The sequence below is a fragment of the Pseudomonas sp. KCJK9016 genome (assembly GCF_046231795.1).
Taxonomy (GTDB): Bacteria; Pseudomonadota; Gammaproteobacteria; order Pseudomonadales; family Pseudomonadaceae; genus Aquipseudomonas; species Aquipseudomonas bananamidigenes.
This window is the reverse complement of record NZ_JBJJMM010000016.1, coordinates 70,378-83,975: the sequence shown is the minus strand read 5'-3', so window position 1 is coordinate 83,975 and position 13,598 is coordinate 70,378. Positions and strand designations below refer to the sequence as shown.

At 58.6% G+C, this 13,598-nt stretch carries 12 protein-coding genes and 1 pseudogene; 9 read left to right on the top strand and 4 right to left on the bottom strand.

Annotated elements, in window-relative coordinates; translation table 11 throughout:
• Positions 1-22: 22 nt before the first annotated feature.
• The 4 genes and pseudogenes from ACK6BI_RS17180 (at position 23) to ACK6BI_RS17165 (ending at position 2,627) form a co-directional block, all read left to right on the top strand.
• A pseudogene (locus ACK6BI_RS17180) lies at positions 23-552 on the top strand (PAAR domain-containing protein).
• Entirely contained in the window at positions 549-1,442 is an 894-nt protein-coding gene (locus tag ACK6BI_RS17175) for a glycine zipper family protein (protein WP_409317981.1), read from the top strand. Before ACK6BI_RS17180 ends, ACK6BI_RS17175 begins: the two are co-directional and overlap by 4 nt.
• A gap of 7 nt (positions 1,443-1,449) precedes the next feature.
• Complete coding sequence (locus ACK6BI_RS17170) at positions 1,450-2,070, top strand: hypothetical protein (protein ID WP_409317980.1); 621 nt, start codon at positions 1,450-1,452, stop codon at positions 2,068-2,070.
• Positions 2,071-2,195: 125 nt separating this feature from the next.
• Positions 2,196-2,627, top strand: coding sequence for a hypothetical protein (locus ACK6BI_RS17165; protein ID WP_409317979.1), 432 nt, complete (start codon positions 2,196-2,198; stop codon positions 2,625-2,627).
• Positions 2,628-2,805: 178 nt separating this feature from the next.
• Here ACK6BI_RS17165 and ACK6BI_RS17160 read toward each other — a convergent pair whose 3' ends face one another.
• From ACK6BI_RS17160 to ACK6BI_RS17145, 4 genes are all read right to left on the bottom strand, one after another.
• A complete protein-coding gene (locus ACK6BI_RS17160) occupies positions 2,806-3,354 on the bottom strand; it encodes a cupin domain-containing protein (protein ID WP_065260337.1) in 549 nt (182 codons plus the stop codon).
• A gap of 359 nt (positions 3,355-3,713) precedes the next feature.
• Positions 3,714-4,997 carry an NAD(P)/FAD-dependent oxidoreductase gene (locus ACK6BI_RS17155; RefSeq protein WP_409317978.1) on the bottom strand — a complete coding sequence of 428 codons (1,284 nt, stop codon included), beginning with the start codon at positions 4,995-4,997 and terminating at the stop codon, positions 3,714-3,716.
• Positions 4,998-5,048: 51 nt separating this feature from the next.
• Positions 5,049-6,539, bottom strand: a complete 1,491-nt coding sequence (locus tag ACK6BI_RS17150; RefSeq protein WP_409317977.1) for an aldehyde dehydrogenase — start codon at positions 6,537-6,539, stop codon at positions 5,049-5,051.
• 78 nt (positions 6,540-6,617) lie between these two features.
• Positions 6,618-7,994 (bottom strand): glutamine synthetase family protein, encoded by a 1,377-nt coding sequence (locus ACK6BI_RS17145; protein ID WP_065260340.1) that lies wholly within the window; start codon positions 7,992-7,994, stop codon positions 6,618-6,620.
• Between the two features lie 282 nt (positions 7,995-8,276).
• On the opposite strand from ACK6BI_RS17145, the gene ACK6BI_RS17140 reads away from it, so the two are divergent.
• The 5 genes from ACK6BI_RS17140 (at position 8,277) to ACK6BI_RS17120 (ending at position 13,594) form a co-directional block, all read left to right on the top strand.
• Complete coding sequence (locus ACK6BI_RS17140) at positions 8,277-9,038, top strand: gamma-glutamyl-gamma-aminobutyrate hydrolase family protein (protein ID WP_409317976.1); 762 nt, start codon at positions 8,277-8,279, stop codon at positions 9,036-9,038.
• Between the two features lie 375 nt (positions 9,039-9,413).
• A complete protein-coding gene (locus tag ACK6BI_RS17135; protein ID WP_065260342.1) occupies positions 9,414-10,556 on the top strand; it encodes an ABC transporter ATP-binding protein in 1,143 nt (380 codons plus the stop codon).
• Between the two features lie 29 nt (positions 10,557-10,585).
• On the top strand, positions 10,586-11,467 hold the full coding sequence (locus tag ACK6BI_RS17130) for an ABC transporter permease subunit (protein ID WP_409318040.1): 882 nt from the start codon (positions 10,586-10,588) through the stop codon (positions 11,465-11,467).
• Positions 11,464-12,339 carry an ABC transporter permease subunit gene (locus ACK6BI_RS17125; RefSeq protein WP_065260344.1) on the top strand — a complete coding sequence of 292 codons (876 nt, stop codon included), beginning with the start codon at positions 11,464-11,466 and terminating at the stop codon, positions 12,337-12,339. Before ACK6BI_RS17130 ends, ACK6BI_RS17125 begins: the two co-directional genes overlap by 4 nt.
• A 157-nt stretch (positions 12,340-12,496) precedes the next feature.
• Positions 12,497-13,594 (top strand): polyamine ABC transporter substrate-binding protein, encoded by a 1,098-nt coding sequence (locus ACK6BI_RS17120; RefSeq protein WP_409317975.1) that lies wholly within the window; start codon positions 12,497-12,499, stop codon positions 13,592-13,594.
• Positions 13,595-13,598 lie beyond the last annotated feature (4 nt).

Genomic DNA, 13,598 nt, shown 5'->3' with positions numbered 1-13,598 from the left:
CGTATTTACAAGGATGTTCACTGTGTCTGGAAAACCTGCTGCCCGAGTTACTGATCCAACTTCCTGTCCGCTACCTGGGCATGGCGTCAATCCTATCGCTGCTGGCTCCCCCGACGTTTTTTTGATGGTCTACCCGCGGCCAGACAGAACGATCAGAGTGCCTGTGGCAGCCCCATCGTGGGAGACGTTGCGTCTAGCGTGCTCATCAACGGCATGCCTGCCGCAACCGTGGGAAGTGTCGGAGGCCACGGCAATAAAGTAATCGCCGGCTCATCAACTGTAATTATCGGAAATTCGCACACACCCGCAGAATTCATCCCCCCGTCAGCCATACCTCTCTGGGCCATGAAATTTGACGAAAAGTTTTGCATCGTCGGGAGTGACGGCCAGCCCCTCGCCAATGTGCCGTACCACATCAAAGACGAAGCAGGCAGGGTTTATACAGGCTTTTCTGATGAATCTGGTCACACACCTCGCATCGCAACTAGCAAGCAAGAAACCCTTGAAGTTACAACCGGTGTAGCCGCGCTTGAAAAATGGGAGGACGTATGACGGAGTTCTCTTGCAAAATACCAACAAACAAGCAGGCAAACTCCGTTAGCAATGTGCCCGGCTATTTGATGCCGGCCAATATTCATTTATTTGTTGTGGTAGATGAGATCGGCAAGGACGGATTTCTAGTCAGGAAAATTTACTCGTCGCCCGACAACCCTCACCTGATCGCAAAAAATCTTTCCGAACTTCAGATCAAAAACGAGATCTGGCCGGAAAAATACGGAATGCGTTCTGTTGCACCGGATTCTGGCGCTACAGTTGCCCAACATGTTTACAGTAGCCGAAAGTACCCCTCAGGCTATATTTCCACGAGTTCCGAATTCCCGAATGGCTCACCAAGATTTGATGGAAAAACTGTCTACATTGATATTGAGAAAGCTAAAGCCGCAGGCGCAAAGCTAGTATCGACTGAAGAAATTCTAAAAGCCCTCGAAGACTACAAAAAACACGCACCAAAAAACGTAGCAAAAATCGATGAAATCGCTGGATGGGTAAAAAACATCGACAAAGAAGTATTAGTTCAAGCAGACAAAGTCCCAGCAAAAGCGATTTTTACGCCTACGTCCCACAAAGTCACAAATGCCTTTATAAAAGGCGCAAGGGTTGTTCAGGTGTTCGGGATTGCATTCACTGCATACGATCTGAAGATCGCGACTGAAGAATCAATTAAACAAAATAGCATCAAGCCGATATCCGTTGAGGTTGTCAAACAGGCTGGCGGCTGGGGTGCGGCGATAGCCGGCGCCAGGATTGGCGTGGTGGTCGGAGCAGCAGTGGGAATCGAAACAGGCCCTGGCGCAGTTGTCAGCGGCGCCATCGGGGGCATTATATTTGGCACTGCCGGTTATTTAGGTGCTACTTTGCTAACTGAATATATGGAAGAGTGAGAGCAGCATGAGCTTTATCAAAAAAACAATGGCACTGCTGAAGCCAGAACCTAGACAAGAGCAAATTGCCGGGTACAGCAAGCAGGAGCTTAAAAACTTATTCTTTCGGCCTTTAGCTCATACCAACCTACCCGTTCAGCCTCCCACTACCTCATTGGAAAGCGCTGATATCTGCGCATTTTTTTCGCAGTTCCTTATCGAACCTAAAGATTTATTTGAATTCGAATCACTCGTTGAATCTCACTTCAGAAAAAATACTGAAAGAACCTTCAATGATCTTCCGGTATTTGAATACGAAAGCGCATTAAGCGGAGACCGACTGATATTCTTCGCATCTTCTAGAGAATTCAACTCTGTCACGATTCGTTTAATAACTAACAGCCTTGACTTTCTAACGATGCTTAATCGCAAAAAATTCGCGGTTCCTCCGCCATGGTTTGTTTTTGAGGGCTACGAGCCTTCTTGGTGGGGAGGCAGCATGCAAGGTGCTCAAGAATATTACGACAACAACTACTTTTTCAGTTTTTTCACTCAATTGAGTGACGTTGAAAAGCAATCTTATTATTCGAGGTTTCGCGCAACTGATGAATGGATCGAAAGGTTAGAGTTAATGTACGACACCGAGTGAGTTGAACAGGAGCATCTTCGCCTACTCTCACCGGAATGGTTGATGGAACCTTCCGAGACGAGCCAACCTCGAAACCGTAAGCGCCCCGCTCACGATCAAACACGGGGTCATGGGAGAGTTCCGCGATGAACATCCGACTATTGCTCCTGATCGCCACTTTCAGCGTCATTCCCACGTGCGTCATGGCCGAGGGCTGCGACGTCAGGACCCGCTCCTCCAGTCCCTCGGTGCCCGCCGTGGAGACGCACAGCTGCTACGAATACGAAGGCATGCCGATCAACGCGATCGACTGGTCATGCAGCAACGAAAGCAAGGATATGCTCAACAGCAGCAAAACCAGGGTCAAACACTGCGCCGACCACTATCAGGCGTCGTGTATCGCCACCCTCACACAGGAATCCCTGGCCAACCCGCACTCCACCAGCAAGGACAAAAACGCCAAAGCCCTGAACATCCCGGACAGCGCGCAAGTGACCACGTATTACTACGACATGGAGCATCTGGCGCAGGCGCGGATTGATTGTGAGAACGGGGGTGGGCATTGGAAGGCGAAATAACGGCGTATATGCGCCCATGAAAAAGAGACACCGACGGGTCGCGATCTGAAAGCCTTGTATCCGTGACAAGGGAGCGTGCTCCCGCTGGACTGCGAAACAGGCCTGCATATGAAAAAGAGAAACCGCATCTCTGCGGTTTCTCCTGGGCATCGCATTTTGCGTTGACGAATTATCCGAATCAAAAATTCGCCGGCGTATTCGCACTGATTATCTCCGCCTCATCCGCCCCGATATTGCGGAACTTGTGCGGCAGCGTCGTCGGAAAGTAATACCCGTCCCCCGCACTCAACACGCTCACCTGCCCGTCCACCGTCAACTCGACCGTGCCACGGGTCACCAGTCCACACTCTTCACCCTCGGTGTGAACAATCGGCTCTTCCCCGGAACTCGCGCCCGGCGCGTATTGCTCGCGCAGCAGGCGCATCTGGCGGCTGGGCACCGAGGCGCCGATCAGCAGCAGGCGCAGGCCGTGGCGGCCGAGGTCGGGTTGTTCGTTGGCGCGGAAAACGTATTGGTGTTCGCGCGGGGGCTGGTCGAAGGTGAAGAAGTCGGCCAGGGACATCGGGATGCCTTCGAGCAGCTTTTTCAGGGAGCTGACGGAAGGACTGACACGATTCTGTTCGATCAGGGAGATGGTGGCATTGGTCACGCCGCTACGCCGGGCCAGCTCGCGCTGGGAGAGTTTGTAGCTTTCGCGTACTAGTTTGAGTCGAGAACCCGTATCCATGACAGCCTTATGTGAGAACGACTTAAGGGTAATGGGGGTGGGTGGCGGGTGCCGCGCAAGGCGCGCGGATCACGTTGCTCCCGTGTCCCGGAACCGTGAAAGGCGGCTATTAAATCACGTTTGTCGGTGTTGCTCAGCAGGTTCGATGGACGGCACATGAAAAGAGCCTGCTGCTGGTAATTGCGGGTCAGGCACAAGACCTGTGGGAGCGAGCTTGCTCGCGATTGGGCGGCACATTCAACATCCCTTTTGCTGATAGACCGCTTTCGCGAGCAAGCTCGCTCCCACAGGGTTTGTGGTGTTGCTTGCCAAGTAAAAAACCGGCGGCGCCTGTGCGGGGCCACCGCCGGGGAGGTAAATCAGATGCCGAAACGGTCACGCAGCGAGTAGTACACGGCGCCGAGGGCTGTCAGCGGCGCGGAGAACGTGCGGCCACCGATCATCGGCATGTGTGGCAGGGAGGCGAAGGCGTCGAAGCGTTCGGCGTCGCCACGGATCATTTCCGAAATCAGTTTGCCAGCCAGGTGCGAGCAGGTGACGCCGTGGCCGCTGTAGCCCTGCATGTAGTAGGCGTTTTTCTCGATACGGCCGAATTGCGGCATGCGCGACATGGTCAGCAGGAAGTTGCCGGTCCAGCGGTAGTCGATTTTCACGTCCTTGAGCTGCGGGAAGGTCTTGAGCATTTTCGGGCGGATCAGGGTTTCGATGTCGTCCGGTTCACGGGCGCCATACACCACACCGCCACCGTAGAGCAGGCGGTTGTCGGCGGTCAGGCGGTAGTAGTCGAGCAAGTAGTTGCAGTCTTCGACGCAGTAGTTATTGGTGATCAGGCTGCGCGCCTGTTTTTCGGTCAGCGGTTCGGTGACGCAGATCTGCGAGCCGCACGGCATGCTCTTGGCGGTCACGCGGTTGTCGAGGCCTTGCGGCAGGTAGGCGTTGCCGGCGATCAGCAGGTACTTGGCGCGGACCTGGCCTTTGGCGGTGCGCACGACGTTGGGCTCGCCGTACTTGATTTCCACCGCAGCCGATTGCTCATAGATCTTGCCGCCCAGACGCACGATGGCCGCGGCTTCACCGAGGGCCAGGTTCAGCGGATGGATGTGGCCGCCCTGCATGTCCAGCAGGCCGCCGACGTAGGCGTCGGAACCGACTTCGCGGCGGATGTCCGCAGCGTCGAGCATCTTCAGATTGCGGTTGCCGTAACGTTCCCAGTTGCGTTTCTGCTCGGCCAGACCATTGAGCTGTTTCTTGTTCATCGCTGCGAAGATACCGCCCGGGCGATAGTCGCACTTGATGTCGTATTCCTTGATGCGCGAACGGATGATGTCGGCGCCTTCGAAGATCATGCTGCCGAGGATTTCCGCGGTCTTGTCGCCGTAGCGCTCTTCGATCACGTCGACGTCGCGGCTGTAGGAATTGACCAGTTGACCGCCATTGCGGCCGCTGGCGCCGTAGCCGACTTTTGCCGCTTCCAGCACCGTCACTTTATAGCCGGCTTCGGTCAGGAACAGCGCCGAGGACAGGCCGGTGTAGCCGGCGCCTATGATGCAGACGTCGCACTCCACCGATTCTTCGAGGATCGGGAAATCGATCACTTCGTTGCGTGTGGCGGCGTAGTAGCTGTTCACGTGTTGTTGCTTCATTTTTTATTCTCCGAAGGCCGCCGGTTGCAGGCGGCCACCGTTGTAAAAGAGTCAGAGCTTGATCCAGGTCGCTTTCAGCTCGGTGTACTTGTCGAATGCGTGCAGCGATTTGTCGCGACCGTTGCCCGACTGTTTGAAACCACCGAACGGCGCGGTCATGTCGCCGCCGTCGTACTGGTTGACCCATACGCTGCCGGCGCGCAGGCCGCGAGCGAAGGTGTGGGCCTTGCTCAGGTTGCTGGTCCAGACCCCGGCGGCGAGGCCGAAGATGCTGTCGTTGGCGATCTGCAGCGCTTCCTCGACGGTGTCGAAGGTGATCAGCGACAGCACCGGGCCGAAGATTTCTTCCCTGGCGATGGTCATGGCATTGGTCACGCCGTCGAAAATCGTCGGTTCGACGTAGGTGCCACCGGTCTCTTCGAGGGCGCGTCGGCCACCGGCGATCAATTCGGCGCCCTGCTCCCGGCCTATGCTGATGTAGCGCAGCACGTTGTCCAGTTGACGCTGGTCGACCACGGCGCCGACATTGGTTGCCGGATCGAGGGCGTGGCCCGGTTTCCACGCTTGCAGCGCTTCCACCAGCAGCGGGATGAATTGCTCGCGGATCGAGCGCTCCACCAGCAGGCGCGAGCCGGCGGTGCAGACTTCGCCCTGGTTGAACGCAATGGCGCCGGCCGCCCCTTGTGCTGCCGCGCGCAAGTCCGGTGCGTCGGCAAACACCACGTTCGGGCTCTTGCCCCCGGCTTCGAGCCAGACGCGTTTCATGTTGCTTTGGCCGGCATAAATCATCAGTTGCTTGGCAATCGCCGTGGAGCCGGTGAAGGCCAGCACGTCAACGTCCATGTGCAGCGCCAACGCCTTGCCGACGGTATGACCGAAGCCTGGCAGGACGTTGAACACGCCTTTCGGAATGCCGGCATCCAGCGCCAGTTGCGCGATGCGGATCGCGGTCAGCGGGGATTTTTCCGAAGGCTTGAGGATGAAAGAGTTGCCTGCCGCCAGCGCCGGGGCGAATTTCCAGCTGGCCATGATCAGCGGGAAGTTCCACGGCACGATGGCCGCGACCACGCCGGACGGCTCGCGGGTCACCAGACCGAGCTGGTCGTGCGGGGTGGCGGCAACTTCGTCGTAGATCTTGTCGATGGCCTCGGCGCTCCAGCGGATCGCGTTGGCGGTCGCCGGGATGTCGATGCTCATCGAATCGCTGATCGGTTTGCCCATGTCGAGGGTTTCGAGCAGCGCCAGTTCTTCCTGGTGTTGCAGGATCAGGTCGGCAAAGCGGATCAGGATGCGCTTGCGCTCGGCCGGGGCCTTGCTGGCCCACACGCCGGAATTGAAGGATTGCCGTGCGACTTCGACGGCGAGGTTGGCATCGGCTTCATCGGTGCTGGCCACGGAGGCCAGGAAACGGCCGTCGACGGGGCTCAGGCACTCGAAGGTGGCGCCGCTGATGGCCGGGCGGTATTCGCCGTTGATGAAGGCGCGGGATTCAATGGTCAGGGACTGGAAGCGTTGTTCCCAGTCGTTGCGGGTCATGGTCATGGGGGTGACTCACACAGAGAAAGAGGTGACCGCCGCTCACATGGGAGCGGCGGTGCTTGCGAGGTACGCGCTTGAGCGTCAGACGGTATGCAGATACCAGTTGTACTCAAGGTCGGAGATCGAGTTTTCGAACTCGGCCAGCTCGCTTTCCTTGCACGCGACGAAGACGTCGATGTACATCGGATCGATGTATTTCGCCATGACTTCGCTGTCGTCCAGCACACGCAGGGCGTCGCGCAGGTTGTTCGGCAGGCTCTGCTCGTTCTGCTCGTAAGAGTTGCCTTCGGTCGGGGCCGGCGGCTCGATCTTGTTGGTCAGACCGTGATGCACACCGGCCAGCACCGAAGCCATCAGCAGGTACGGGTTGGCGTCGGCACCGGCCACGCGATGCTCGATGCGCACGGCGTCCGGCGAACCGGTCGGTACTCGCACGGCCACGGTGCGGTTGTCGATGCCCCAGCTCGGCGAGTTCGGCACGTAGAACTGCGCGCCGAAACGGCGGTAGGAGTTGACGTTGGGGCACAGGAAAGCCATTTGCGCCGGCAGGGTCTCCAGCACACCGCCGATCGCATGACGCAGCGCGACGTTCTGCTCGGGATCCTCGCTGGCGAAGATGTTGTTGCCTTCCTTGTCCAGAATCGAGATGTGTACGTGCAGACCGTTGCCCGCCTGGCCCGGATACGGCTTGGCCATGAAGGTGGTGTCCATCTCGTGGTCGTAGGCGATGTTTTTCACCAGACGCTTGAGCAGGATCGCGTATTCGCAGGCCTTGATCGGGTCGGACACGTGGTGCAGGTTGACTTCGAACTGCGCCGGGGCGCTTTCCTTGACGATGGCGTCGGCCGGAATGCCCTGCTCTTTCGCGCCTTCGAGGATGTCCTGCAGACAGTCGACGTATTCGTCGAGGTCATCGATCAGGTAAACCTGGGTCGACACCGGACGTTTGCCCGACACCGGTGAACGCGGCGATTGCGGACGGCCGTTCACGTTGTCCTGGTCGATCAGGTAGAACTCGAGTTCGAACGCGGCGCAGATGGTCAGGCCCAGTTCGTCGAATTTGCGCACCACGTTGGCCAGCACTTCACGCGGGTCGGCGAAGAACGGCTCGCCTTCCAGTTCGTGCATGGTCATCAGCAGTTGAGCGGTCGGGCGCTTCTGCCAGGGTTCGATGCTCAGGGTGCCGGGGATCGGATAGCAGATGCGGTCGGCGTCGCCGATATCCAGGCCCAGGCCGGTGCTTTCCACCGTGGAGCCGTTGATGTCGAGGGCAAAGAGCGAGGCCGGCAGGTTGATGCCTTTCTCGTAAACCTTGTGAAGACTGGTGCGCTCGATGCGCTTGCCGCGCACCACACCGTTCATGTCTGCAATCAGAAGGTCGACGTACAAAACCTCAGGATGTTTCTTAAGGAATGCGTTTGCTTCGTTGAGTTGAACGGCACGCAGAGGGACCGACATGATGCACCTATTTAGCTGTTAATTATTATGTTCACTGCTGTTTCGCGGAGCCAGTCAACCCGAACGGCAAAGTGAAGTCAATAGCGAACACAGGGCCGTTCAGCGTTTATTTTTCAGGCTTTTTTTAACACTCTCGTGCCAAGGCAGGCGCCAGAGCCCCGGCCTTGATGACGATGTGATGAACGGCGTTTAGAATTTTTTACATGGGAGTTGTTAATTAAAATCAACGAGGCTAAGCTCCGGAAAAGCTCGTTCAAGTGTCAAACTTCGAGGTGAATAAAAATGGCATTCAAGCCATTGATCGGCGTTACTGCGTGCGTCAAACAGATTGGCCTGCACCCCTATCACATCAGCGGCGACAAGTATGTTCGCGCTGTCAGCGTTGCGGCGCTGGGGTTGCCTGTCGTCATTCCTTCCCTTGGCAAACTGACTGAAATCGACGACCTGCTGGGTCAACTCGACGGTCTTTTGCTGACCGGCTCGCCGTCCAACGTGGAGCCTTTCCACTATCAGGGCCCGGCCAGCGCACCCGGTACGGATCACGATCCGGCGCGGGATGCCACTACCCTTCCTCTATTGCGTGCAGCCATCGCGGCGGGCGTTCCGGTACTCGGCATTTGCCGGGGTTTCCAGGAAATGAACGTGGCGTTCGGCGGCAGCCTGCACCAGAAGGTGCATGAACTGCCGGGCATGCTCGATCACCGCGAAGCCGACAGCCCGGATGTCGCCGTGCAATACGCCCCGGCCCACGCCGTGTCGGTACTGCCGGGCGGCGTGTTCGAAGCGCTTGAGCTGCCGGGCGAATTCCAGGTCAACTCGATTCACAGTCAGGGCATCGACCGCCTCGCTCCCGGCCTGCGCGCCGAAGCCGTGGCGCCGGACGGCCTGATCGAAGCGGTCTCGGTGGAGCACAGCCCGACCTTCGCGCTCGGCGTGCAATGGCACCCGGAATGGCAGGTGCTGGACAACCCGAATTACCTGCGGATCTTCCAGGCGTTCGGCGAGGCCTGCCGCCAGCGTGCGGCGCGACGCAACCTGCGCTGACGCCACCCAACGATTGCAAAACCATTTACTGCCCCCGCGGGGTCGGCGGCTGCGCGCTTGCGCATCCGTCATCCGTGAAAACAACAAACCGTAATAACAACAAGTACTACCCAGGCAGCCAGGACGGCGGCGCCGACCAAGCCGGATCGGTGCGGGCAATGCCAGCCAGGTAAACGCATTCCCCTTGTGGGAGCGAGCCTGCTCGCGAAAGCGGTGTATCAGCAAACAACGATGTCGACTGACACTCCGCTTTCGCGAGCAGGCTCGCTCCCACAGGTTCTGCGCCATAACTGACGGACATCTCGCACAGCTCTGCAATCCACTCTTAAGCCAGGCCGCGTTGGCCCGGCGACTGAAACCTGTTGGGAGTTTCACATGGCAAACGCCTCCAGCACTTACAGGAAGGCTCTTGAAGGTCATCAGCAACCGAAAAAGGTTCTGGTGAAAGTCGATCGAGTCACCAAGAAGTTCGACGAAACCACCGCTGTGGACGATGTGTCCCTGGAGATCCATCAGGGCGAGATCTTCGCCCTGCTCGGCGGCTCCGGTTCGGGCAAGTCGACCCTGCTGCGCATGCTCGCCGGTTTCGAACGGCCGACTGAAGGACGCATTCTGCTCGACGGTGTCGACATCACCGACATGCCGCCGTACGAGCGGCCGATCAACATGATGTTCCAGTCCTACGCGCTGTTCCCGCACATGACGGTCGCGCAGAACATCGCCTTCGGCCTCAAACAGGACCGTTTGCCGGCCAGCGAAATCGATGCCCGCGTCGAAGAGATGTTGCGTCTGGTACACATGACCCAATACGCCAAACGCCGCCCGCATCAACTGTCCGGCGGTCAGCGTCAGCGCGTGGCCCTCGCCCGCTCGCTGGCCAAGCGTCCGAAGCTGTTGCTGCTCGACGAGCCGATGGGCGCGCTGGATAAAAAGCTGCGTTCGCAGATGCAGCTGGAACTGGTGGAGATCATCGAGCGCGTCGGCGTGACCTGCGTGATGGTGACCCACGATCAGGAAGAGGCCATGACCATGGCCGAGCGCATCGCGATCATGCACCTGGGCTGGATCGCTCAGGTCGGCAGCCCGGTCGACATTTACGAGGCGCCGGTCAACCGCATGGTCTGCGAATTCATCGGCAACGTGAACGCCTTCGACGGCACCGTGGTCGAGGACCTCGAAGGTCACGCGATCATTCACAGCCCGGACCTGCAGCAAAAGATCTACGTCGGTCATGGCGTCAGCACCTCGGTGCAGGACAAATCCATCACCTACGCGATCCGCCCGGAAAAAATGCTGGTCAGCACCCTCAAGCCCGAGACCCGCTACAACTGGTCCGAAGGCAAGGTGCATGACATCGCCTACCTCGGCGGCCATTCGGTGTTCTACGTCGAATTGCCGAGCGGCAAGATCGTCCAGTCGTTCATGGCCAACGCCGAACGCCGTGGCGCACGTCCGACCTGGGACGACAAGGTCTACGTCTGGTGGGAAGACGACAGCGGCGTGGTACTGCGCTCATGAGAACCTTTAATCAGCAATGCCTGCGCCTGGTGCCCAGCGGGCGAAAGTTCGTCATCGGCATCCCGTTCATCTGGCTGTTCCTGTTCTTCATGCTGCCGTTCTTTTTGGTGATGAAGATCAGCTTCTCGGAAGCCGCGCTGTCGATCCCTCCGTACTCGGAGATCTACACCTACGCCGAACAGAAATTCCAGCTGTTCCTGAACATCGGCAACTACACCATGCTCGGCGAAGACGAGCTGTACCTGTCGGCCTACCTCGGTTCGCTGAAGGTCGCGGCACTGAGCACGCTGATGTGCCTGGTGATCGGCTTCCCGATGGCTTACGCGATCACCAAGGCCAGCAAGGAAGCGCAGAACGTCCTGCTGCTGTTGATCATGATGCCGACCTGGACCGCGATCCTGATCCGCGTGTATGCGTGGATGGGCATCCTCAGCAACAACGGTCTGCTCAACGCGTTCCTGATGTGGACGGGGCTCACCGATCACCCGATCGAGATCCTCAACACCAACACCGCCGTGTATATCGGCGTGGTCTACGCGTATCTGCCGTTCATGGTGCTGCCGCTCTACGCCAACCTGGTGAAGCACGATGGCAGCCTGCTGGAAGCAGCGCAGGATCTGGGCTCGAGCAACTTCAACAACTTCTGGAAAATCACCGTGCCGCTGGCCAAAAACGGCATCATCGCCGGCTGCATGCTGGTGTTCATTCCGGTGGTGGGCGAGTTCGTGATTCCGGAACTGCTGGGTGGCCCGGAGACCCTGATGATCGGTCGCGTGCTGTGGCAAGAGTTCTTCAATAACCGCGACTGGCCGGTGGCGTCCGCCCTGGCGGTGGTGATGTTGCTGATCCTGATTGTGCCGATCCTGCTGTTCAACCGCAGCCAGGCCAAAGAGATGGAGGGACGGGGATGAAACGCTTCGGATTTTCAAAGTTCATGCTGATCTTCGGCCTGCTGTTCATCTACCTGCCGATGCTGATTCTGGTGATCTATTCGTTCAACGCCTCGAAACTGGTGACGGTCTGGGGCGGCTGGTCGGTGAAGTGGTATGTGGGCCTGCTCGACAACACACAACTGATGGGCTCGGTAGTGCGCTCGCTGGAGATCGCCTGCTACACCGCCGTCGCGGCAGTGGCACTGGGCACCCTCGCCGCGTTCGTGCTGACCCGCGTCACGCGCTTCAAGGGTCGTACGCTGTTCGGCGGCCTGGTGACCGCGCCGCTCGTTATGCCCGAGGTGATCACCGGTCTGTCGCTGTTGCTGCTGTTCGTGGCCATGGCGCAATTGATCGGCTGGCCGCAGGAGCGTGGCATCGTCACGATCTGGATCGCCCACACCACGTTTTGTGCCGCTTATGTGGCGGTGGTAGTCTCCGCCCGCTTGCGTGAACTGGACCTGTCGATTGAAGAAGCCGCGATGGATCTGGGCGCGAAACCGTTCAAGGTGTTTTTCCTGATCACCATCCCGATGATCGCGCCGTCGCTGGCGGCGGGCGGCATGATGTCGTTCGCCCTGTCGCTGGACGATCTGGTGCTGGCGAGCTTCGTCTCCGGCCCGGGTTCCACCACCCTGCCGATGGAAGTGTTCTCGGCGGTGCGTCTGGGCGTGAAGCCCGAGATCAACGCCGTGGCCAGCCTGATTCTGCTGGCGGTGTCACTGGTGACCTTCCTGGTCTGGTACTTCGGTCGCAAGGCAGAAGCCAACCGCAAGCGTGCGATTCAGGAAGCGATGGATCAGACCGCCAACGAATCGTGGCAGCAACCGCAACGCGCCGCCACTGCTTGAAGAGTTACCGCTTTTGTGGCGAGGGAGCTTACTCCCGCCGGGCTGCGCAGCAACCCCGGAAACTTGTGAGTGCTGCGCACTCAAGCGGGAGCAGGCTCCCTCGCCACAGCGTTCTACATGCACCAATGTTTTGAATAAAAAGAATGGAGTTGTACCGATGAAAATGTTTGGCAGGACTCTGCTGACACTGTCCTTATTGGGCGCAATCGCCACGGGCGCCCAGGCCAACGACAAGGTGCTGCGCGTTTACAACTGGTCGGACTACATCGCCCCGGACACCGTCAAGAAGTTCGAGGACGAGACCGGCATCCGCGTGACCTACGATGTGTTCGACAGCAACGAAACCCTCGAAGCGCGTTTGCTCGCGGGCAAGTCCGGCTACGACATCGTGGTGCCGTCCAACAGTTTCCTGGCCAAGCAGATCAAGGCCGGGGTCTACCAGCCCCTGGACAAATCGAAACTGCCGAACTGGAAGAATCTCAACCCGGTGCTGCTGAAAAACGCCTCCGCCAGTGATCCGGGCAACGCCCATGCGTTCCCGTACATGTGGGGCTCGATCGGCATCGGGTTCAACCCGGCCAAAGTCAGGGAGGTGCTCGGCAAGAACGCACCGACCAATTCCTGGGACCTGCTGTTCAAACCGGAGAACGCCGAGAAGCTCAAGGCGTGCGGCATCAGCTTCCTCGACTCGCCGACCGAAATGATCCCGGCGGCCCTGCACTACCTGGGCTATCCGGTGAACGACAAGGACACCGCGCACATCAAGGAAGCCGAGGCGCTGTTCATGAAGATTCGCCCGAACGTGGCGTACTTCCACTCTTCGAAATACATCTCGGATCTGGCCAACGGCAACATCTGCGTGGCGGTCGGTTACTCCGGAGACGTGTTGCAGGCCAAGGCCCGCGCAGTGGAATCGGGCAACAAGGTGGTGATCGACTACAGCATTCCCAAGGAAGGAGCCGGCAGTTTCTACGACATGGTCGCCATCCCGCGCGATGCGGCGAACGTCGAGAACGCTTACCTGTTCATGGACTTCCTGATGCGGCCGGACATCATCGCCGAGATCACCAACAGCAACGGCTACAGCAACGCCAACGCGGCGGCGACGCCGCTGGTGGACGAAGCGATCCGCAACGATCCGGGCTCGTACCCGTCGCAGGAAGTGATGGCCACCCTGTATGCGGTGCCGGATCAGCCGATTGCCACGCAACGGATCATGACCCGGGGCTGGACTCGCGTAAAACTCGGCAAATAAACAC

Coding starts and splice junctions, on each gene's coding strand:
- ACK6BI_RS17175 (WP_409317981.1), top strand. CDS start 549: ATGACGGAGTTCTCTTGCAAAATACCAACAAACAAGCAGGCAAACTCC.
- ACK6BI_RS17170 (WP_409317980.1), top strand. CDS start 1,450: ATGAGCTTTATCAAAAAAACAATGGCACTGCTGAAGCCAGAACCTAGA.
- ACK6BI_RS17165 (WP_409317979.1), top strand. CDS start 2,196: ATGAACATCCGACTATTGCTCCTGATCGCCACTTTCAGCGTCATTCCC.
- ACK6BI_RS17160 (WP_065260337.1), bottom strand. CDS start 3,354: ATGGATACGGGTTCTCGACTCAAACTAGTACGCGAAAGCTACAAACTC.
- ACK6BI_RS17155 (WP_409317978.1), bottom strand. CDS start 4,997: ATGAAGCAACAACACGTGAACAGCTACTACGCCGCCACACGCAACGAA.
- ACK6BI_RS17150 (WP_409317977.1), bottom strand. CDS start 6,539: ATGACCATGACCCGCAACGACTGGGAACAACGCTTCCAGTCCCTGACC.
- ACK6BI_RS17145 (WP_065260340.1), bottom strand. CDS start 7,994: ATGTCGGTCCCTCTGCGTGCCGTTCAACTCAACGAAGCAAACGCATTC.
- ACK6BI_RS17140 (WP_409317976.1), top strand. CDS start 8,277: ATGGCATTCAAGCCATTGATCGGCGTTACTGCGTGCGTCAAACAGATT.
- ACK6BI_RS17135 (WP_065260342.1), top strand. CDS start 9,414: ATGGCAAACGCCTCCAGCACTTACAGGAAGGCTCTTGAAGGTCATCAG.
- ACK6BI_RS17125 (WP_065260344.1), top strand. CDS start 11,464: ATGAAACGCTTCGGATTTTCAAAGTTCATGCTGATCTTCGGCCTGCTG.
- ACK6BI_RS17120 (WP_409317975.1), top strand. CDS start 12,497: ATGAAAATGTTTGGCAGGACTCTGCTGACACTGTCCTTATTGGGCGCA.